The organism is Pseudomonas sp. NA-150 (genome assembly GCF_044336365.1).
GTDB lineage: Bacteria > Pseudomonadota > Gammaproteobacteria > Pseudomonadales > Pseudomonadaceae > Aquipseudomonas.
This window is the reverse complement of record NZ_CP172305.1, coordinates 5,864,611-5,883,600: the sequence shown is the minus strand read 5'-3', so window position 1 is coordinate 5,883,600 and position 18,990 is coordinate 5,864,611. Positions and strand designations below refer to the sequence as shown.

Annotated in this window: 19 protein-coding genes and 1 pseudogene; 10 read left to right on the top strand and 10 right to left on the bottom strand. The window is 56.2% G+C overall.

Features of this window, described 5'->3' with window-relative positions; all coding sequences use genetic code 11:
• The first annotated feature begins 188 nt into the window (after positions 1 to 188).
• A complete protein-coding gene (locus tag ACF0H7_RS27590) occupies positions 189 to 665 on the top strand; it encodes a hemerythrin domain-containing protein (RefSeq protein ID WP_397454038.1) in 477 nt (158 codons plus the stop codon).
• Between the two features lie 39 nt (positions 666 to 704).
• On the opposite strand, the gene ACF0H7_RS27585 is transcribed toward ACF0H7_RS27590, so the two are convergent.
• Positions 705 to 1,097 carry a low affinity iron permease family protein gene (locus ACF0H7_RS27585; RefSeq protein ID WP_397449976.1) on the bottom strand — a complete coding sequence of 131 codons (393 nt, stop codon included), beginning with the start codon at positions 1,095 to 1,097 and terminating at the stop codon, positions 705 to 707.
• A gap of 287 nt (positions 1,098 to 1,384) precedes the next feature.
• On the opposite strand from ACF0H7_RS27585, the gene ACF0H7_RS27580 reads away from it, so the two are divergent.
• Positions 1,385 to 1,591: a hypothetical protein gene (locus ACF0H7_RS27580; protein WP_397449975.1), complete on the top strand. Its 207-nt coding sequence runs from the start codon at positions 1,385 to 1,387 to the stop codon at positions 1,589 to 1,591.
• A 47-nt stretch (positions 1,592 to 1,638) separates the two neighbouring features.
• Here ACF0H7_RS27580 and ACF0H7_RS27575 read toward each other — a convergent pair whose 3' ends face one another.
• From ACF0H7_RS27575 to ACF0H7_RS27565, 3 genes are all read right to left on the bottom strand, one after another.
• A complete protein-coding gene (locus tag ACF0H7_RS27575; protein ID WP_397449974.1) occupies positions 1,639 to 1,911 on the bottom strand; it encodes a hypothetical protein in 273 nt (90 codons plus the stop codon).
• A gap of 192 nt (positions 1,912 to 2,103) precedes the next feature.
• Positions 2,104 to 2,424: a helix-turn-helix domain-containing protein gene (locus tag ACF0H7_RS27570; RefSeq protein WP_397449973.1), complete on the bottom strand. Its 321-nt coding sequence runs from the start codon at positions 2,422 to 2,424 to the stop codon at positions 2,104 to 2,106.
• Positions 2,421 to 2,678 carry a toxin gene (locus ACF0H7_RS27565; protein WP_397449972.1) on the bottom strand — a complete coding sequence of 86 codons (258 nt, stop codon included), beginning with the start codon at positions 2,676 to 2,678 and terminating at the stop codon, positions 2,421 to 2,423. Before ACF0H7_RS27565 ends, ACF0H7_RS27570 begins: the two co-directional genes overlap by 4 nt.
• 218 nt (positions 2,679 to 2,896) lie before the next feature.
• Here ACF0H7_RS27565 and ACF0H7_RS27560 point away from each other — a divergent pair, with 218 nt between their 5' ends.
• The gene (locus ACF0H7_RS27560; protein ID WP_397449971.1) at positions 2,897 to 3,844 is read left to right on the top strand and encodes a 2-hydroxyacid dehydrogenase; all 948 of its coding nucleotides are present in this window, start codon (positions 2,897 to 2,899) and stop codon (positions 3,842 to 3,844) included.
• A gap of 147 nt (positions 3,845 to 3,991) precedes the next feature.
• Here the strand turns inward: ACF0H7_RS27560 and yddG are convergent, their stop codons facing one another.
• Entirely contained in the window at positions 3,992 to 4,891 is a 900-nt protein-coding gene (yddG, locus tag ACF0H7_RS27555; protein WP_397449970.1) for an aromatic amino acid DMT transporter YddG, read from the bottom strand.
• Between the two features lie 222 nt (positions 4,892 to 5,113).
• Here yddG and ACF0H7_RS27550 point away from each other — a divergent pair, with 222 nt between their 5' ends.
• Entirely contained in the window at positions 5,114 to 7,072 is a 1,959-nt protein-coding gene (locus ACF0H7_RS27550) for a methyl-accepting chemotaxis protein (RefSeq protein ID WP_397449969.1), read from the top strand.
• A 62-nt stretch (positions 7,073 to 7,134) separates the two neighbouring features.
• On the opposite strand, the gene ACF0H7_RS27545 is transcribed toward ACF0H7_RS27550, so the two are convergent.
• A complete protein-coding gene (locus ACF0H7_RS27545) occupies positions 7,135 to 8,022 on the bottom strand; it encodes an SMP-30/gluconolactonase/LRE family protein (RefSeq protein ID WP_397449968.1) in 888 nt (295 codons plus the stop codon).
• A 48-nt stretch (positions 8,023 to 8,070) separates the two neighbouring features.
• The gene (locus ACF0H7_RS27540; RefSeq protein WP_397449967.1) at positions 8,071 to 8,901 is read right to left on the bottom strand and encodes an NAD-dependent epimerase/dehydratase family protein; all 831 of its coding nucleotides are present in this window, start codon (positions 8,899 to 8,901) and stop codon (positions 8,071 to 8,073) included.
• Positions 8,902 to 9,391: 490 nt separating this feature from the next.
• On the opposite strand from ACF0H7_RS27540, the gene ACF0H7_RS27535 reads away from it, so the two are divergent.
• Both ACF0H7_RS27535 and ACF0H7_RS27530 read left to right on the top strand, forming a co-directional pair.
• Positions 9,392 to 10,705: an MFS transporter gene (locus ACF0H7_RS27535; protein WP_397449966.1), complete on the top strand. Its 1,314-nt coding sequence runs from the start codon at positions 9,392 to 9,394 to the stop codon at positions 10,703 to 10,705.
• A 265-nt stretch (positions 10,706 to 10,970) separates the two neighbouring features.
• Positions 10,971 to 12,350, top strand: a complete 1,380-nt coding sequence (locus tag ACF0H7_RS27530; RefSeq protein WP_397449965.1) for an OprD family outer membrane porin — start codon at positions 10,971 to 10,973, stop codon at positions 12,348 to 12,350.
• A gap of 264 nt (positions 12,351 to 12,614) precedes the next feature.
• Here ACF0H7_RS27530 and ppk2 read toward each other — a convergent pair whose 3' ends face one another.
• The gene (gene ppk2 / locus ACF0H7_RS27525; RefSeq protein WP_397449964.1) at positions 12,615 to 13,529 is read right to left on the bottom strand and encodes a polyphosphate kinase 2; all 915 of its coding nucleotides are present in this window, start codon (positions 13,527 to 13,529) and stop codon (positions 12,615 to 12,617) included.
• A 213-nt stretch (positions 13,530 to 13,742) separates the two neighbouring features.
• Between ppk2 and ACF0H7_RS27520 the strand changes: the two genes are divergently transcribed.
• Positions 13,743 to 14,681 carry a Ppx/GppA family phosphatase gene (locus tag ACF0H7_RS27520; protein WP_397449963.1) on the top strand — a complete coding sequence of 313 codons (939 nt, stop codon included), beginning with the start codon at positions 13,743 to 13,745 and terminating at the stop codon, positions 14,679 to 14,681.
• Positions 14,682 to 14,773: 92 nt separating this feature from the next.
• On the opposite strand, the pseudogene ACF0H7_RS27515 reads toward ACF0H7_RS27520, so the two are convergent.
• Both ACF0H7_RS27515 and ACF0H7_RS27510 read right to left on the bottom strand, forming a co-directional pair.
• Positions 14,774 to 14,893: pseudogene (locus ACF0H7_RS27515) on the bottom strand (DUF4863 family protein); the annotation flags it as partial.
• 213 nt (positions 14,894 to 15,106) lie between these two features.
• Positions 15,107 to 15,754, bottom strand: coding sequence for a hypothetical protein (locus tag ACF0H7_RS27510; protein WP_397449962.1), 648 nt, complete (start codon positions 15,752 to 15,754; stop codon positions 15,107 to 15,109).
• Positions 15,755 to 15,973: 219 nt separating this feature from the next.
• On the opposite strand from ACF0H7_RS27510, the gene ACF0H7_RS27505 reads away from it, so the two are divergent.
• The 3 genes from ACF0H7_RS27505 (at position 15,974) to ACF0H7_RS27495 (ending at position 18,985) form a co-directional block, all read left to right on the top strand.
• Complete coding sequence (locus tag ACF0H7_RS27505) at positions 15,974 to 17,455, top strand: hypothetical protein (protein WP_397449961.1); 1,482 nt, start codon at positions 15,974 to 15,976, stop codon at positions 17,453 to 17,455.
• 61 nt (positions 17,456 to 17,516) lie between these two features.
• The gene (locus tag ACF0H7_RS27500) at positions 17,517 to 17,720 is read left to right on the top strand and encodes a hypothetical protein (protein ID WP_397449960.1); all 204 of its coding nucleotides are present in this window, start codon (positions 17,517 to 17,519) and stop codon (positions 17,718 to 17,720) included.
• Positions 17,721 to 17,756: 36 nt separating this feature from the next.
• Positions 17,757 to 18,985 (top strand): IS3 family transposase gene (locus ACF0H7_RS27495; RefSeq protein ID WP_397449392.1). Its coding sequence is split into 2 segments (ribosomal slippage): positions 17,757 to 18,108 and positions 18,108 to 18,985, totalling 1,230 coding nucleotides; the frame shifts between segments, so codons are not numbered across the junction.
• The last annotated feature ends 5 nt before the right edge of the window (positions 18,986 to 18,990 follow it).

Genomic DNA, 18,990 nt, shown 5'->3' with positions numbered 1-18,990 from the left:
ATTCATGCACTTTGCACGGCAATCTATTGAGTAAATATTTTTATATCTTTGTTTTTAAACGAATTTTATTTGTTATTGGTTTAGGCATGGAAGATGCTGAGTCCCATTCGAAGGCTTCGTATGCCTTGCAGTTCACTCAATCCAGCCAAGGCAACGACCCTGGTGACCAGATCTTGTGGAGAACCGTGATGAATGCAATCGATATGCTTGAACAAGACCATGTACGCGTAAAAGACATACTGTCCCAACTCAGTGACTCTACGGAGCGGGCGTTGAAAAAACGCGTTGAGTTAGTGTCGAAGCTGGAAATGGAATTGGTCATCCATACCCGGCTTGAAGAGGAAATTCTCTATCCGGCCTTCAAGGAAGCGGGCAGCAAAGAGCAGGACATTATGTATTTCGAAGCCAAGGAAGAGCACCGCACGGTGGACTCGTTGGTGTTGCCGGATTTGAAGGTCACCGATCCGGGCACTCCTGAATTTGCCGGGCGGGTGAAGGTCGTCAAGGAGCTGCTTGAGCACCACATCGAGGAAGAAGAAACCGAGATGTTTCCACAGTGCAAAAAACTGCTGGGCAAGGAAAAACTCGATGAGTTGGGCAAGCAGATGGAAGCCTTAAAAGCGCAGATGAAAAAATCGCTGACGTCTGAGAATAAAGCGGCTTGACGAAAGGGGAGCCGGGCGCTCAATGAGCGCCCGGTTGTTTTATGCGGACGGTTCTTTCGGCACCGGCTCGTTGAGCGTTAGCGTCTCGCAATCGCCGAGTGCCTCGTATTCCTTGCGTAAGGCCTTGAGCTCTTTCTGGTCCATTTTGTCCAGGCTCAGCATGGCATTGCGGGCATCCTTGGTGGCCCTCAGCAGCTCGTCGATCTTGATGTGCAGCACATCGTTATCACGGTTCTGCGTATTTTGAATCACGAACACCATGAGGAAGGTAATGATGGTGGTCGAGGTGTTGATGATCAGCTGCCACGTGTCGTTGTAGTGAAAGAACGGCCCTGTGCAAGCCCAAACCAGGATCAGTAGCAAGGCGATAAAGAACGTCTTGGCGCTACCTGCCCACTTGGACAGCGCGTGAGAGAATTTTGAAAATTTCATGGCCGACGTCCTTCTTATTTGAATGGATGAAGTAATGACATCGGTCGGTGGCTGAAATTTCTTTTTACAAATCTTTTTATGCGCGTCGCGAGACGCATCGTTTGGCGGCAGTGCGACGCAAGATGTCGCGCCCTTGCGGACAATCCCAGTCAGACGCCTGAGGTGCTGGGCATATGAATACAAAGGAAACAGCCATGAGAGCAATGATGGGGTGTAAGACACAGGAGATCAGACATGGAGTGGAGCGCAGGCGGTCAATGCGCACCGACGTGTAAGGGAAATCGCCCATGCCCTTGCCACCTCGTGCTTCCAATTTCAACTGCCCGGCGTGTGGCTGGAAGAAGACAGTTGTGCCGTCGAGCGCTGCATCAAGCCCCACTGAAGGGTTCAGCCAGTGCCCGGAGTGCCCCAACGAACGCCTGCAAGTCACTCCGGCATCCGCTGCCGAAGTCTGGCGGATCAAGCTGGCGCGCCTGCTGGGGTTGCGTGGGTAGTCGGCGGGTGTGCGCTCAATGGGCGATTCGATTGAGCGCACCCGGCATCAGTTACTTTGCGCTTTCTGTAGCGCCTGATTGGTCAACGAGATGCACTCACGTGCGCCGTCATCACTATGCCGTTCAAGGGCTGCCTGGGCCCTGTTGATGAAGGAATCGAGTTCGCTCTTCACCTGCGCGGTCATGTTGGGGTTAGTCGCTTGGGCGTCTCTGATTTTCTGCAGGTTCATCTGGCACAAGTTGTCTTCGTTGTTAGCGAAGGCCGGGGAGGCTAACAGGGCGGCGGTCAGGAGCAAGCCAATACGGACGGCGTGATTCAACGGGTGACTCCTTGAGAGTATTTGACTCGGCGCCTATTGGATTTATTCAATGCCGAGACAGATGAAGGCCCTGATTCATAAGGGCTGTGGTTTGGATTATAGGGGATTGGGTTCAGTTCCCGATGGGGGAGTGGAAAATTCTGGAGGCCCTACACTGACCCAACCACCTGAGTCAGTGTTTCTCCGCATGCGTCATGCAATCTGCGCGAGCTGCTTTGCCGTCTCAGGAAACGCACTCAACAGCCGTATCAATACAGTCGCTTGAGGATTGGGTTTGGCGCGGTTTTGTTCCCAGTTCTTGATAGTGGCCGGTGTCGCGTGTAAGTGCTTGGCGAAAACTGGCTGAGACATGTTTAATTTCTTACGAACGGCAACGACTTCCTCTGCTGTGGCTGGCTCAAGTGGTTTGATGTCCACCTGGTGCGAGCGCAGGGTGACTTTTCCTTGGCGCTCGTCTGCCAGTGCGTCGAAACCTTCGATCAGTTCTGCAAAAATATCGCGTTTCTTGGTCATGGTTTCTCTCTCGCTTTAAGTTCTTCTTCGAGGCGATTTTTCAGGGTCTTACGCTGATCATTGCTGAGGTCATCCAATTCGTCCTTGTCATAAAGGGTGAGTAACCAGAATTGGGCACCACCGAGCCACCAGTAGTAAATAACCCGTAATCCTCCCCGCTTGCCTTTGCCTCGCGCTACGTCCCCAAATCGGACTTTGCGCAATCCGCCTGTATCCCTGATTACATCGCCGGCATCAGGGGTCTGCAGCAGCATCTGCTGAAAATCCTTGAATGCCTCATCGTCGAGATAGTCGCTTCGATTGCGCGCGAAAGCAGGTAGCTCTACGAATATGCCTTTCATATGATATGTGTGTAAGCTGCGTATAGTTTGTGGTCGGCTATCCTGCCTGTCAAGCGCATCGAACTCCAGTTACGCCTGGGTCATATTTGTTGGAAAACGTTACAGAATCCCCTCCTGATGGGAGCTTGACTATGCCTATCCCCTTGCTGGTCGTGATCGAATATCCACCTGCTAGCCTCGCTCGCATCGAAGCGGCGGGCTTCGAACTGCACATCGCCCTTACGCCGTCTGAACAGAAAAAGGTCATGGAAACTGTCGGCGCAGATATCCGCGCGGTGCTGACCAACGGTTCCACTGGCTTTACTGCCGATGACATCGCCGCGCTGCCCAAGCTGGGAATCATCTGCGCCCAGGGCGCTGGCTATGAGAAGGTGGATGTTGCCGCTGCTCGGGCGCGGGGGATTGTCGTCACCTATGGCCCTGGCACCAACGACGCTTCGGTTGCCGATCATGCGATGGCTTTACTGCTGGCCATCGCGCGGGGCATCCCGCAAGTCGACGCTGCTGTGCGTCGGGGGGAGTGGACGAAATCTCGTACGCCACGCCCGATGATTTCCGGCAAAAAGCTGGGCATTCTTGGGCTTGGCAACATTGGCCAGCAGATCGCCCAACGCGGTGCTCTGGGGTTCGGCATGCAGGTCGGGTATCACAATCGCCGACCGCGCGACGACTTGCCTTATCTCTATTGCCCGACGCCAGCCGCTTTGGCGCAATGGGCAGACTTCATGGTGATTGCCACACCGGGTGGCGCCGAGAGCCGATCGCTGGTCGACGCCGAGGTCCTCGATGCGCTTGGTACGGATGGTTTTCTGATCAATATTTCCCGAGGCAGTGTGGTGGATACCACCGCGTTGATCGAGGTGTTGCAGAACCAACGAATCGCTGGCGCTGCCTTGGACGTGCTCGATGGCGAACCCAATGTGCCGACCGACCTCGCAGCGCTCAGCAACGTGATTCTCACGCCACATATCGCCGGGCGCTCCCCGGAGGCTGTGGCAGCGACATTGCAGTTGGTGATTGATAATTTGCTGGCACATTTTGCCGGGCGTGGGGTGTTGACGGCGGTGCCTGCAGATTGATGTGAAAGCGGGTAAGCAGTGCTCCCGCGGAGGAATGCGATCTCTGTAGGAGCTGCCGAAGGCTGCGACCAATCTAAATCGCGAAGGCCGTGCCGGCCTTATCGCAGCCTTTGGCAGCTCCAAGATTCGGGCTCAACACAAATACAGTCAGGCCGCTTGCTCCCGCCCCCGCGTAGCCACCCAACACATCAACGATCCCACCGTCACCATCAGCGCCCCCTGCCAGAACTGCAGCGACAGTGCGGTCCCGAGCCAGACTGCGGCAAACGCCGACGACAGTACCGGCGCAAAGTACGAAACCGTGGCCAGCAACGTCATGTTGCCTTTGAGTATGCCGATATTCCACAGCGCGTAACCGCACGCCATGGCAGCGCCTGCGGCCAGCAACTCCAGCGAGTTGCCCAGCGTGAAGTGCGCTGGCGGTTCGCTGCTGAAGGCGTATCTGATCCACAGCATCAACGCCGTCAGGACGAAAAACAGGGTGACGCCGCTCTTGCCGGCCGCGTACTTGCGCGTGACGTTGCAATAAAACGCCCAGATAAATGCACCACTGACCGCCAGGGAATAACTAAGCGGGTTGGAGGACAGGTTATCCAGAATGTGCGACACCGACAGCCCATTGCCGCTGACAACCCAGCTGATGCCAAACAACGCGATGGCAGTGCCGGGCACAATGATCAGACGTGCGCGCTGGCCGTTCATCACCATGGCCAGCAACACGGTCAGGCACGGCCACAGGTAATTGACCACGCTGATCTCGATGGCCTGGGTACGATCATTGGCAAAGCCCAGTGAGATCACCATGCAGATTTCGTAGGAAACGAACAGCACACTGCCGACGATCAGGTAAACAGGGGGGAAAGATCTCAACCGAGGTCGCCCCAGAAAAGCGATCAACAGGCAGGCCCCGACGGTATAAATCAACGCCGCGCCACCCAGCGGGCCGAGGTTTTCCGTCACGCTGCGGATCAGCCCCGTCGCGGTACTCCACAGCAAAATCGCGCCAATGCCGCAGAGTGTCGCGGTGCGCGTTGTTATTGCACTCATTAGTAGCTCCAACCCTGAGACGACCTCGATTCGTCGCCCTCGAAAACGGTTCGCGAGTCTAGCGCAGTGGCCTTTAGCGGGTGAGCAAGACTTTCAGCGCTGCGAGCCTGAACGGCCATCCGTTAGAATTAATTAACGATGTCGTTTGATAATTTGCACGGTTATTGCAGAATAATTTACATTCAGCCTGATCTGTCACTCATCTACCCGGAGTTGTTGAACATGTCCTTACGCCTGAAGTTGGCCGTCAGCTACCTGCTGATCGGCTTGATCCCGGTTTTGGGCATGGCCTTTACCGCCTATCAGCAAGCCAGTAGCGCGTTGCGTGAGCAAACACTTAACGCTCTTGAGGCTGTTGCACATATTAAACAGCAGCAGTTGCTGGATAACTGGCAGGAGCGGCGTAATCAGATCAGTACGCTGGCCAGTAACCTTGCCAACAGCTATCAGGGCCTGGACGACAACGCGCTGATCAGTTCCGCCAACTACGACAGTCCGATGTTGCAAAATTTCATCAGTACGTTCGGCTACCGTGAGCTGAAACTGGTGATGCCCGACGGCACCATCATGCTCAGTCTGCTGCGTGGCAGCGACTATCAGCACAAGCTCGACGAAGACAGCCTGCGCGATACGCCACTGGCGCGCCTGGTCAAGCACAGCGTCGACAGCGGCAAACTGCTGATCAGCGACCTGCAATACAACCCGCAGAGCGGGGAACCCACGCAATACCTGGCCGCGCCGGTGATGTCGAACGGTACGCTGCGAATGACGCTGGTGCTGGAATTACCCATTGCGCCGCTCAACAGCGTGATGCAAACCCGCCAGGGGCTGGGTGAGAAAGGTGAGACCTATCTGGTCGGCAGCGATGCCAATTTGCGTTCGGACTCGGCGCGCTTTCCGCAGCGGCAGGTCAACCGTAGTGTCGGTGCGCAGAACGGCCTCAGCGGCAGCGCCGTCAGCGAGGCGCTGGCAGGTCGGCAGGGGCGAGTCGTCGAGCCGGGGCTGGACGGCAATAGCGCACTGAAAGTGTTTCTTCCGGTAGCCTTCAATGACAACCCTTGGGCGTTGGTCGCCGAAATGGACCAGTCCCAGGCACTGGCGCCGGTCAAGCAACTGATGTGGCAAATGTTGATGCTGGGCGTGTTGACCATCGTTGCCGTAGTCGTCGCTACGTGGCTGGTCAGTCGTAGCGTGATGCGCCCGCTGGGGGGTGAACCGAAAAACATGACGGTGCTGGCCCGTCAGTTGGCGGCCGGTGAGTTGGGGTTGCCATCGGATCAGCAGCAACAGGCTGGCTTGATGCTGGCTCTGCATGACATGGCCCGGGCCTGGCGCGATGTGGTGGAGCGTCTGCACCAATCGAGTCAAGACGTCGGCCACGCGAGTAGCGAAATTCTCAACGCCGCCGGGCAAACCAGCTCACTGCTCGACTTGCAGCAGGAGTCACTGGAAATGGTGGTCAGTGCGGTGGAGCAGATGTCGAGCACGGTGCAGGAGATTGCCCGCAATGCCGCGGCCAGTTCCACCAGCAGCACCGCTGCACGCGGTGTTTTTGGCGAAATGCATGGCACCCTGCAACAGATGATCGGCCAGCAGGGTCGCCTGCTCGACGACATCCGTCGCGGCGGCAGAGTGGTCGACACGCTGGCCACCGATGCCTTGCAAATCGGCACCGTGCTCGCGGTGATTCGCGGGATCGCCGAGCAGACCAACTTGCTGGCGCTCAACGCCGCAATCGAAGCCGCGCGTGCTGGCGAACAGGGCCGTGGGTTTGCCGTGGTCGCGGATGAAGTGCGCAACCTGGCGCAACGTACCAGCAGTGCCACCGAAGAAATCGTCGCCATCACTCAGGCCCTGCAAGGTTCATCCACCGAGGCGCTGCAAGCGATGCAGTCTTCGGCCGAGCAAGCGCGGGCGTTGGAGGGTGAAACTCAGATAGTGCTGACCTCACTCGGCCAACTGGATAACTCGCTGCAAGGCGTCCATGCGCTCGCGGTGCAGATTTCCGCCGCCGCGGATGAACAGGCCGGCACCACGCAAGAGGTGAATCAACACATGCACCGCCTGCACGACATGACCCGCGATAACCGGCAAGCCGCCGCACATACCCGCAGCAGTGGCGAGCATTTGCAACAGGTTGCCAGCAATCAACAGGATCTGGTGTTGCGCTTCAAGCTCTAGCGGCACGGTTCACCGCCCGGACATGCGCAAGGAGCGAGCAGGCGACGCTATGAGCCTTCTGACTACCCTTCGAAAACAGGCTCTGGCAGACCGTTGACTCCGGGCTGAATGGCGAACACACCGCCTGCCAGAGGTTGGTCACTCAGGTCCCCGGCTGGGCGGATCGAGGTGACATACAGGGTGTCCAGATTGCGCCCGCCGAACGCACACATGGTCGGTTTTTTCACCGGCACACGAAGGGAGCGATCGAGCCTGCCATCGGGGGTAAAGCGGTGAATCAAACCGGCATCATTTCCGCATATCCAATAGCAGCCTTCAGCGTCGATAGCGGCACCGTCGGGTCGGCCAGGGTGTTGCTTCATATCGACGAATACGCGGCGGTTATGCGGGGTGCCGCTTTCAATGTCGTAGTCGAAGGCCCAGATCATTTGTACTGACGGATGCGAATCGGACAGGTACATCGTCTTGCCGTCGGGGCTGAATGCCAGGCCGTTCGGGACAGTAAACCCGGTGAGTTGAGGGGCGAGTACCGCGCGCTGCCCGGCCACATAGCGATACAGCGCACCCACCGTCGAACCGGTCGCCATATCGAGCGACATGGTGCCTGCCCAGAAACGCCCCTGACGATCACAGCGACCGTCGTTGAAACGCATGCCTGGCTGTGCGTGGTTCACGTCTATCAGGCGGGTACTTTGCAGCGTTCCGTCAAGGCTGGCGGCCAGCCGGAACACACCGCTCTCCATTCCCGCGATCCAGTCGCCGCCGGGAGTGGCGGCGATGCACGCGAGCATCTCGACCGTTTCCCACTGGTGGGTCTGACCGGTCGCCGGGTCCCAGCGATGCAACTGCCGGGCTGGAATATCGACCCAATACAGGGCCTGTTCCCGAGTGTTCCACACCGGGCTTTCACCCGTAGCATTGCGTGCATCGAGAATCAGTTCAGCGTCCATGACGGTTCCAGTGGCGTGTTCGATGGGAGGGTTTGTTGGTGCGGGATTTCAGTCGTCGCCAAAGGGACCGGCAGCGACGAAGGCGCCGCCCTGGAACAGCATAAGCGGGTCGTCGGCAGCGGGCATGGGTTGAGCTTCGACCTGGCTGCGGAACCCTTCGGAAGTGTCCTGAGGGTTGAAACCCAGATGCGCAGCGTAACGGTTATCCCACCAAGCGTTTTGATTGTCGGAGACACCATAGACCACCGTGTGGCCAACATCGGCTGTGAACAGCGCGCGCTCCAGCAATTGAGTCAGATCGTTATAGCTCAACCACGTGCACAGCATTCTGCGGTTTTGCGGTTCTACGAACGAAGAGCCAATACGGATGCTGACGGTTTCTATGCCGTAGCGATCGAAGTAAAAGCTGGCCATGTCCTCACCATAAGACTTGGACAGGCCGTAGTAGCTGTCTGGGCGGCGCACGCTATGCGCGTCCAGGCGCTGCCCCTGTGGATAGAAGCCGATGACGTGATTGGAACTGGCAAAGATGACGCGTTTCACGCCATGCCGACGGGCCGCTTCGTAGATATGGAACACACCGCAAATATTGGCACCCAGGATGTCTTCGAACGAGCGCTCGGTCGACACGCCGCCAAAATGCAGAATCGCATCGACCCCTTGGACCAATTCGTCGACGGCTTTTTTATCAGCGAGATCGCAGTAATAAATTTCTTCGCTTTCATCCAGCGCTGGCGCGATGTCGGCAATGTCGGAGAGACGCAAAACACGGGTGAAGGGTTTCAGACGCTTGCGAAGCATTTTGCCGAGCTCACCGGCGGCACCTGTTAGCAGAAGTCGATTGAAAGGTGGGTGCGCGCGAGTTGTTGAGGTCGTCATGCAGGTCTGCTCTGATTTGTTTTTATGATATAGGTTGTCGTACAACTGATTAATTATCCGCATCCGCTCTTATGCTTGTCAACGCGTTACGACTGGCGGGTGCTCTAGCCCGCAGTTTAGTTCTGAATTTACCATTATCCATCTTGTGAATATCAGTGCATGGAAGGTGTTTGCGCAAAAAGTCGATTGACACGCGAACAGGGGAATGGCTATAAATTATATAGATGTACGACGACCTACAACATGTTGGTCGTCATTATAAAAATAAGACAGTGAGAGTTTTCCCAATATGGACGTTTCCCGCGTAGCCATTTTTCTAATCGCTTCCCCCTTTGTTGTCGATCTGATCGGCTCGCATCAGCGCATTGTCTTGTCCGCTGTTTGAGATCCTCTTGGGCGAAGACCTGATCCTGTTCGTCATACCTACGACGTACTGGGTGCACAGAAAGATGTCACACACTTGAAAACCAATAATAAACAAGGTGAAGGGATGAAAATCAAAGGCATCCGCTGGTGGATGGTCGGGCTGGTGACGGCTGGTTTGATTGTGAATTATCTGGCCCGAAACACCCTGTCAGTCGCTGCTCCCACGCTGATGAAAGACCTGAGCATTTCGACCGAGCAGTACTCTCACATCGTTGTCGCCTGGCAATTGGCTTACGCATTTATGCAGCCAGTGGCGGGTTACGTGATTGATGCCATCGGCACCAAAATGGGTTTTGCGGTTTTTGCCATTGCCTGGTCGGCGGCGTGTGCAGCGGCCGCGCTGGCGACTGGCTGGCAAAGCCTGGCATTTGTTCGCGCCTTGCTTGGGCTTACCGAGGCGGCGGGCTTGCCGGCAGGGGTCAAGACCACCACCGAATGGTTTCCGGCCAAGGAGCGCTCAGTCGCCATTGGTTGGTTCAATATCGGTTCGTCGTTTGGTGCACTGCTCGCGCCGCCATTGGTCGTCTGGGCCATTCTGCAAAGCGGCTGGCAACTGGCGTTTCTTATCGTTGGCGGGCTGGGGCTCGTCTGGAGTGTCATCTGGCTTGTGTTGTACAAACACCCGCGTGATCAACGGCTCCTGGGCGATACCGAACGCGATTACATCCTGTCTGGGCAGGAGTCTCACTTCAAGGATGCCACCACTAAAAAAGGCAACTGGAAGAAGATCATTGGCAGCCGTAACTTTTATGCAATTGCCTCGGCACGGATCCTCTCCGAGCCGGCCTGGCAGACGTTCAACGCCTGGATTCCGCTGTACCTGATGACCGAGCGGCACATGAACATCAAGGAAGTTGCCATGTTTGCCTGGCTGCCGTTTCTGGCGGCGGACATTGGCTGCGTACTGGGTGGTTACTTGAGCCCGCTGTTTCATCGTTACTGCAAGGTATCGCTGTTTACCTCACGCAAGATGGTTTTACTGTTCGGCTGTTCCTGCATGATCGGACCGGCTTGTATCGGTCTGGTGGACAGTGCCTACACCGCGATCGCTCTTCTGTGTGTTGGCGGTTTTGCCCATCAGACACTGTCGGGCGCGCTGTACTCGATCACCTCGGACTCATTCGGCAAAAACGAAGTGGCCACCGCTACCGGTATGGGCGGTATGTTCGGCTACCTGGGGGCTGCAGCATTCACAGCGGTGTTCGGCGTGCTGGTGACACAAATTGGCTACAGCCCGTTGTTCGTGGTGTTGGCGATTTTTGACATCGTCGCTGCGATTATCGTGTGGACAGTTGCCCGGGAAATAACTTCCGGATCCGGGCCTGAGGCACACAATGTAACGGGCTCCAATCAAGGCACGGCTTTACCGTCGGCTTGAGTTATTTGCTCGAGCCAACGTTGTTGGTTGGAGCATCTCATCGCTCTGTCCGATGGACAGTTGTTTAGGACAGGTTTGACTCACTTCAGTCAAATACCCGTTCAGGGATTCTACGAACACGTTCTCAACTGTTTCCCGTTAGCGGCAACGCACCGTGTTGCCAGCGGGGAAATAGTGTCAAACGTTTCAACCGCTTATGCACAGCTGATCCGTACATAGATACGGAAAGCAAAACTTTATAAAAAGAAATCAAAGGAGCGTTACATTGAAAAAGCAAACTCTCGCGGCAGCCATCGCGCTGGCCGCTGTGTCACTTCACGCTCAAGCGGATGATGTTGCGAAGTCACAAGGATTCCTGGCGGACAGCAAGCTCGCCCTCAGTTCCCGTACTTATTACTATGAAAACGACAACCACAACGCCAACGCTGCCAACCAGCAAGAAAGTGCTGAAGTTCTGAAACTTGACTACAGATCCGGCTTTACCCAAGGCATGATCGGGGTGGGTATCGATGCTCAGATGATCTACGGCCTGCACCTCGATGGCGGCCGAGGTCATCACCCAGCCACAGGCAACTCATTCTGGCCAAGCGACAGCGACGGCTCGGCAGTGGACGACTTTGCCCGTGGGGACGCCAACGTTAAATTCCGCCTGTCCAAAACTGAATTACACGTGGGGGGCGCGCTCTTTCCTCAGTTGCCGATCAATACGGCGAGCGACAGCCGCACAATGCCGCAAAACTTTGACGGTGGCATGATCACCTCCAAGGAAATCGACAACCTGACGCTGAGCGCGGGTCAATTGGAACACTCCACTGGACGTGCATCGACCAACAGCACTGCGCTGTCGGTTTCAGGCGCCACCAAAGGCAGCAATCAATTCCGTTACGCGGGTGGCGACTACAAGGTTACTAAAGACCTGACCGTGCAGTATTACTTCGCCAACCTGGATGATTTTTACAAGCAGCACTTCCTGGGATTGGTCCACGTTTTGCCATTGGGTGACGACCAGTCCTTCAAGACGGATCTGCGCTACTTCAACAGCAGCTCTGACGGCAAAAACGGTAGCGATGCTGCGGGCTATGCGTTCGATAACAACGGTGGCTACGCCAAGCACGCGGGTGAAGTTGATAACGTTACCTGGAGCAGCATGTTTACCTACCAGTTGGGCGGTAGCAAACTCCTCGTCGGCTATCAGAGCGTCAGTGATGACGGCGGCTTCGTCTCGCTGAACCAAGGTAACGTCACCAAAGACGGCAAGCCTCTGGCAAAAGATGGCTCCAACAGCGAAGACAACGGCGGTAACGGCTTCTACCTGTTCACTAACGCCGTGGTCGGCAGCTTCATTCGCGCAGGTGAAAACACAGCGTTCGCTCAATACAGCTACGACTTCACACGGGTTGGCGTGCCTGGCTTGAGCGCCTTCGTCAACTACCTGCGTGGCGATGACATCAAAGACAAGACACTCATTGGCGTGAAGCACTCGGAGTGGGAGCGTGACGCAGGCGTTGACTACGTGATTCAGAGCGGCTACCTGAAGGGCTTCGGTACCACTCTGCGCACGGGTAGCCTCCACACCGACGGCACCGGGGTCGCTAACCAGGACCAGACCCGTCTGATTTTCAACTACACCTACAACTTCCTGTAAGTGCGTTGATCGCAAAAAGAAAAACCCGCTCGGCGGGTTTTTTTATTTAAGACACGTGTTGAGATTAGTGCGGGAGACTCTATGTTCCCAGGCAACCCACAATCTCTGTAGGAGCTGCCGCAGGCTGCGAACAATAGCCATCGCGAAGGTCGTTCCGACCTTATCGCAGCCTGCAGCAGCTCCTACAAAATGGGGGCCTGCCGTAGACTTTTGTCCAACTTGTTGGCGAAGGCGACGTGTATGACACACCGCCCTTAGTTCGCCTCAATAAACCTGCGGCACGATCAGATCCGGCGGCGTCGGGCTGCGGCGATAGTCGTCCTGGCGCAACCGTTGCGGCAGTTCGATCGACGGATGCTCGACTTCCTCGTAAGGCATCTGCCCCAGCAGGTGACTGATGCAGTTGAGCCGCGCTTTTTTCTTGTCGTCCGCCTGCACCACCCACCATGGCGCTTCGGCGATGTGTGTGCGTTCGAGCATGATTTCCTTGGCCTTGGTGTAGGCCTCCCAGCGACGGCGGGACTCCAGGTCCATCGGGCTCAACTTCCATTGTTTGAGCGGGTCATGGATACGGGTCAGAAAGCGCAAATGCTGTTCTTCGTCAGAGATGGAGAACCAGTACTTGATCAACTGAATACCCGAGCGCGCGAGCATGCGCTCGAACTCCGGAACCGTGCGGAAGAACTCTTCGTACTGCTCGTCGTTGCAAAACCCCATGACCTTTTCCACGCCCGCGCGGTTATACCAACTGCGGTCAAACAGGACGATTTCGCCCGCGGCCGGCAGGTGCGAGACATAACGCTGGAAATACCACTGGGTGCGCTCGCGATCATTCGGCGCAGGCAAGGCGGCGACGCGACAGACGCGCGGGTTGAGGCGCTGGGTAATGCGTTTGATCACACCCCCTTTACCGGCGGCGTCGCGGCCTTCGAACAGAATGACCACTTTATGCCCGGTCTTGACCACCCAACTCTGCAATTTCACCAATTCACCCTGCAGACGAAACAGCTCGCGAAAATACAAGCGTCGCGCTTCTTTTTCCGGGCTGTCGGCGACCTGGTTGTCGAACAACTCGTCGATGCCGTAATCGTCATCCATCAGTTCGAGTTCAAGTTCTTCGTCGTTCTGGTCGAGCAGCTCGCTATGAATGCGGCGGATCAGGGGATTCTGCGCAGGCATGATGAAAACTCGTAGGGAATAGGCCGAATAACGACCGTAATCTTTCAGTATTACGAGTTGGTGACGATTGGTAACAAATTCAGCCGGGCGCAAAAAAAGAGGGATGTCACCGTAGTGTCATCGGTGGGATGGCAACATCTTGTGGCCAATGCCTCTTATTGGCTTTGCGGGCGCTTAGGCCCACGACGGATGAACTGCCACAGGGAACATCGCATGAAAGGTGACACTTCGTTATTTGCAGCCGTTGACCTCGGGTCTAATGCGTTTCGAATGATGATTGGCCAGCAGGTCAGAAGTGATCAGCAATGGCTGATCCATGAAGTGAAAACCATGCGTGAACCTGTTCGCTTGGCCGAAGGGTTTGAAGGCCGCTCGCTGGACGCGCTGGCGCTCAAACGTGGATGGCAAGCCCTGGAGCGCTTCGGTAAACGGCTACGCGGTTTTGAGGCCTGTCGTGTGCGTGCTGTCGCCACCAGCGCCGTGCGCGAGGCCGACAATGCTGCTGAATTCCTCGCCGGTGCCGAGCGGCGCCTGGGTTTCCAGATCGACGTTATTTCGGGTCACGAAGAGGCTCATCTGGTCTACGCGGGCATCGCGCATACCATGCCCAGCGCTCGCTCCAATCGGTTGGTGGTGGACATCGGCGGTGGCTCCACCGAACTGATCATTGGCCAGGGCGACCGCCCCTTGCTGACCGAAAGCCTTGCCATCGGCAGCGGTGTGTTCGGCACACGCTACTTCGCCGGCGGCCACGTCAGCGTTCAAGCCTTTCAACAAGCCGAACGGGCTGCTTGCCTGCCATTTGAAAAAATTGCCTATCGCTATCGAACCATGGGCTGGCAACAAGCCATTGGCTCTTCCGGCACCGCGCGGATGCTCGCGAGAATAATCAAGGCCAATCGCCTCAACGGCAATGGCCAGGCGGGTATTACCTATGCGGGCTTGCTGCGGTTGTCGATTCACCTGATGGACGCCGGTCACGTTAATCGACTGAAACTCGCCGGTATCCAAAGCCACCGCCTAAGTACGTTACCCGGTGGGCTGGCCGTGATGCTGGCGGCATTCAAGGTGCTGGGGATCGAGCGAATGATTCCGTCGGAACCGGGTTTGCGGGTGGGGTTGTTGCATGGGTTGATGAGGGAGGAAGCGTAGGAAACCCGATCGCTGCAGTACCTCTGGGGCCCAAATGGGAGCCATGAGTTTTCCACTCAATGCTTCCCTCTGACGCCTCGGTGTTTAGCCGGTTAATCGACCTCCGGCGGCTGGATGTCGTAGGAAATGCGTCCAGACGGCAAGAAGAAAAACGCGATCAGCGCGCCGCCCCTGGCCTCGGGATAATGGTGGCTATCAGGCGCCGGCGCCGTCCAGCCTGAATGCCTCTACCCGAGAGGCCCCATCAGTTGAACGTCGGGCTCTAGCGGCACCACAAGATTGAACGCCTCGCTCCACGGTTTCTAAAGCTTTGTTAGAGGCCACTACGCAGAGCCATTTGGCGCCAGAAACAAGAAAGCCCGCACTTGGCGGGCTTCTTGAAGTCAGTGGGTTTCGCCAATCAGGAAGTCTTTTCCAGGGTTTGCTTAGGCAACGACCGGATAACAAGCATCGCCCCACAGCGTGTCCGGGTTGTCCAGCATCAGCAGGATAATCACCGGCACTAGTTTGCGAAGGAGGTTTGAGCAATCACGCAGCTGATCCCGATTCACGCTGCTGTTCCACGTCGCGCCGCCGTGCATCACTTGGTTACGCAACGTATAGATCCGGTTGAACAGAACGCCAAGCACTGCCGGGGTATTACGGGCGGCCAAGGCTTGGTGTGCTGAGCGCCTCCCGCTGGCGAAACGCTCGGTCCACTGCTGCTCGCTGATCTTGCCATTTTGGTTATCCCAGAAGCTTTGGAATACGAATGGGTTGTCCAGCAACGCCCGAATGCTGCCAGAGAACTCAGACCAGACAAGGTTCTCGATCAGGTTGGAGGTGTCGAGCGCGCACAGCTTGTCGAGGAACGCCTTGAAAGTGGATTGCTCGGAAAGACGGTATTGATCGTCGATATCGGTAGCGTATGCAGAGTTGAAAGCGATCCACAGGAAGACAAATCGACCGTCGGTATCCTCAGCTTGCTCAGCACGATTTAGCCAGCTCAATGCGCGATGGACGCGCAAGGTGAGGTTGGGGTGGTGGCCGTCACGCTCCTGACGATGGCGTGTTTTGAGTGCTTGATAGTCCATGGGCTGCCGATCCTTGAGGTCTTAGGCGATGCGTAAACGTGTAACGTCTGTCTGAAAACTTTACATATCAGAAAGCTAAACGCTGGTTTGATAACAAAGCGTCTACCTCTGCCGACAGAACCTGCGCCATTTGTTTACCTGTATGGGCAATCACCGTGGACGTGGCCTGATCTTTTGCTTAGGGTATGGCCATTCGACACCACCCGCAAGGTTATCTGCATGAAGCGCAACCAGTTCCTGGCACAACCTGAAGTCGAGTCTTTTGTCGTTTGGCTGGTTGAGCATTTGCCGAAGCTGACTTTCTCGCTGAACTTCAAGCCCAGTAAATTCGTGCCTGGCGGTTTGAAGCGACAAGTGCAGGGTTTCGAGCATGTCATTGAGCACTATCGCTGGAAGGCCAGTTGGCAGGACAGCAATCACAGCTCGGTGGACTCGCAAACATGGGGTGAGACTCAACGCTCACTCGGGCAGTTGCGCGAATGGCTGACGAGTGCGGTCCGGGCCGGTGATGAGCAACAAGCCCTTCAAGCCTGTCTGCAGGTTCTTCGCTGGGGTGGGGTGCGAGGTGCCGTTGTGTTTTTGCGTCGGCTCGCGGAAAACGGCCGATTGACGGCCTACCTGCAAAAGATGGCGCTGCATATGTCGCTCGATGGCGACAACGACTTGAGCGATCTCGACGCCAACAGCGTCGAGCGTTTCGATGCTGGCCTGACCAAGATTCATGCGTTGCTTGATACCTCGGGATCGCCTATCTATGACAGCCGCGTTGGCGCTGCGATCGGCATGCTGTACTCGCGGTTCCGACAGCAATGGACGGGAACCCGCAAACCGTTGCTGGCGTTTCCATCCGGAGCGGCACGCGGTACGCAGATCCGTAACCCCGGAAAGATGCTGGGCGGTCTGGCGGCGCCGCAGTTCTCTGCAATCGCTTATGCCGAATGGGCGCGTTGGCAGGTTCGCCTTGGATGGATAATCCGGGCTGTTCTGGAGCGTACCGAGTGGTTCGCTGATCAAGGTGCGTTGCCTGCGCGTTGCCATGCGTTCGAGGCCAGTCTGTTTATGCTCGGCTACGATCTGCGTTGCTTTGACGTGACGCAGGCGCTTGATCCGTACAAGGCCCCGGCAGACATTGAGGCGCTGGCGCCAGAAATCAAAAGTACTGGATGGGTGCCTACAGGGCATCCCTTCAGTCGGGTTCTCAATGATTATCTGGCGTTTCGTAAAAGCGATTCTCTCGACAATAAAGCGAACTTCGTCGCATGGTTGTTGGCCAATCCGCGTAACGAGGAACCGGTCTCGCTCAATACCGCACGTGGCTACTGCTTCCCCTTTTCCATCCAGGAATTCGACCTGTTCGAACGACCATTTGTTGAGCTGGAGCGAATCGTGGCTGGCGGCAAAGACGGTCTTTGTGCGGCAATGATGACCGATGTTTTGGAGCCGTTCACGGTAAGCGATGAGCGCGAAAACGTCTGTCTGATGGATGTGTTGATAACGGGTAATGCCTACGCGCAGGCTGCGACTGAAAAAGAGCGTATCGACTATGTGTTGAGCGCTGGATATGCCGGTACCGAGAACTCGGCAAAAACGCTTATGGCGCTGGGGCGCAATGTGGGCAGGCACTTCGGCTTGCTCGATGCACAACATTTGCCGACGGCATTGTTCGAGCAGTTTTTTCGCGATTGTTCGCTCGACGTCTGATAACACCCAACTTTAAAGCAACGTGAATCGTCCCAGGACGTTCACTGGATTGGAAGTGAGCATGCAAGCCCGAAACGGAATTCAGTTGTACTCTGCCTCTGACATTTGCAACTTTCTTGAGTGCCAGCACCTCACGGCGCTGGACCTGCAGAACCTTGTTGTGCCGATGGAAAAATCGGTGGAGAGCGATCAGAACCGTCTGATCCAGGAAAAAGGCCTGGCCCATGAAGCGGCCTTTTTCGAACGACTGTCTCGTCCTGAATAAGGTTTACACCTTCTGACCTATCTTCAGGAGGATGTAATGGAATCAGGCAAAAGGCGGAGCCAGCGTGACTACACGCTAGCCTTTAAATTATCGGTCGTAGACCAAGTCGAAAAAGGCGAGTTGGGTTATAAAGAAGCCCAACGGCGCTATGGCATCCAAGGCCGGTCCACGGTGCTGGTCTGGTTACGCAAGCACGGTCGGCAGGACTGGAGCCTAGGCGCATCAATTCGAGAGCCGAGGAGCAGGTCCATGACCGAACCAAACCTCCCGTTGACGCCCGAGCAACGGATCAAAGAGCTTGAAGAACAGTTGGCGCTAAGCAACCAGAAAGCGCAGTTCTTTGAAGCTGTCGTGAACGTTCTGAAAAACGACTACGGTGTTTGCGTCGTAAAAAAGCGATCCGGCAAGTCCTCACCCAAGGGCAAATCAAAGACCTGAGCATTTCCAGGGCTTGCCAGTTCATGGGCATTTCCCGACAGGCATATTACAAACGTAACCGAGCGTTTGACGCGCGCGCGAAGAGCGCCCAAACCGTAATGGGCTTCGTTCTTGAGACGCGCCTTCAGTTGCCTCGGTTAGGTACTCGCAAGCTGCATAGTCTGATGCACTCAGAGCCCGACGAGGCCCTGAAGGTCGGTCGAGACCGGCTGTTTGATATCTTGCGTGACCGCCGTCAGCTGGTTCAGCGCAAGCGTGCCTATCACAAGACAACTGACAGCCATCATCGCTTTCGCCGACACCCCAACCTGCTCAAACCTGGCCCTAATCAGGCTGTGGCTACAGGTCCCGAGCAGGTTTGGGTCGCAGATATCACCTACTTGCCTACGCAGCAAAGTGTCGTTTATCTGAGCTTGGTGACGGACGCTTACTCTCGCAAGATTGTCGGCTATCACGTGCATGAAAGCCTGCACACGGCATCAGTCATCCAGGCAATGAGTAAAGCGCTGCGACAAAGGAAAACCGATCAGCTACTGGTTCATCACTCGGATAGAGGTGCCCAGTATTGCTCTGATCTTTACCAAAGGCTGCACGCCAAGCATGGCGTCAGGTGTTCGATGACCGATGGCTATGACTGCTATCAGAACGCGCTCGCAGAGCGTGTGAACGGCATTTTGAAAACAGAATTCTTGCTGCACCGCCCCAAGGACTTGGCTGATGCGACCCACATGGTTGGAGAGTCTGTAAGGATCTACAACGAGAAGCGGCCCCACCTAGCCTTGAAATACAAAACGCCCGATGCGGTGCATCGGGCGTTTTTGAAGTGAAACAG

Excerpts from the sequence above, each read along its gene's own strand:
- ACF0H7_RS27520 (WP_397449963.1), top strand. The coding sequence starts at position 13,743 with ATGAAAGGTGACACTTCGTTATTTGCAGCCGTTGACCTCGGGTCTAAT.
- ACF0H7_RS27540 (WP_397449967.1), bottom strand. The coding sequence starts at position 8,901 with ATGACGACCTCAACAACTCGCGCGCACCCACCTTTCAATCGACTTCTG.
- ACF0H7_RS27585 (WP_397449976.1), bottom strand. The coding sequence starts at position 1,097 with ATGAAATTTTCAAAATTCTCTCACGCGCTGTCCAAGTGGGCAGGTAGC.
- ACF0H7_RS27580 (WP_397449975.1), top strand. The coding sequence starts at position 1,385 with ATGCCCTTGCCACCTCGTGCTTCCAATTTCAACTGCCCGGCGTGTGGC.
- ACF0H7_RS27545 (WP_397449968.1), bottom strand. The coding sequence starts at position 8,022 with ATGGACGCTGAACTGATTCTCGATGCACGCAATGCTACGGGTGAAAGC.
- ACF0H7_RS27565 (WP_397449972.1), bottom strand. The coding sequence starts at position 2,678 with ATGCTGCTGCAGACCCCTGATGCCGGCGATGTAATCAGGGATACAGGC.
- ACF0H7_RS27500 (WP_397449960.1), top strand. The coding sequence starts at position 17,517 with ATGCAAGCCCGAAACGGAATTCAGTTGTACTCTGCCTCTGACATTTGC.
- ACF0H7_RS27590 (WP_397454038.1), top strand. The coding sequence starts at position 189 with ATGAATGCAATCGATATGCTTGAACAAGACCATGTACGCGTAAAAGAC.
- yddG (WP_397449970.1), bottom strand. The coding sequence starts at position 4,891 with ATGAGTGCAATAACAACGCGCACCGCGACACTCTGCGGCATTGGCGCG.
- ACF0H7_RS27570 (WP_397449973.1), bottom strand. The coding sequence starts at position 2,424 with ATGACCAAGAAACGCGATATTTTTGCAGAACTGATCGAAGGTTTCGAC.
- ACF0H7_RS27505 (WP_397449961.1), top strand. The coding sequence starts at position 15,974 with ATGAAGCGCAACCAGTTCCTGGCACAACCTGAAGTCGAGTCTTTTGTC.
- ACF0H7_RS27535 (WP_397449966.1), top strand. The coding sequence starts at position 9,392 with ATGAAAATCAAAGGCATCCGCTGGTGGATGGTCGGGCTGGTGACGGCT.
- ppk2 (WP_397449964.1), bottom strand. The coding sequence starts at position 13,529 with ATGCCTGCGCAGAATCCCCTGATCCGCCGCATTCATAGCGAGCTGCTC.
- ACF0H7_RS27510 (WP_397449962.1), bottom strand. The coding sequence starts at position 15,754 with ATGGACTATCAAGCACTCAAAACACGCCATCGTCAGGAGCGTGACGGC.
- ACF0H7_RS27560 (WP_397449971.1), top strand. The coding sequence starts at position 2,897 with ATGCCTATCCCCTTGCTGGTCGTGATCGAATATCCACCTGCTAGCCTC.
- ACF0H7_RS27550 (WP_397449969.1), top strand. The coding sequence starts at position 5,114 with ATGTCCTTACGCCTGAAGTTGGCCGTCAGCTACCTGCTGATCGGCTTG.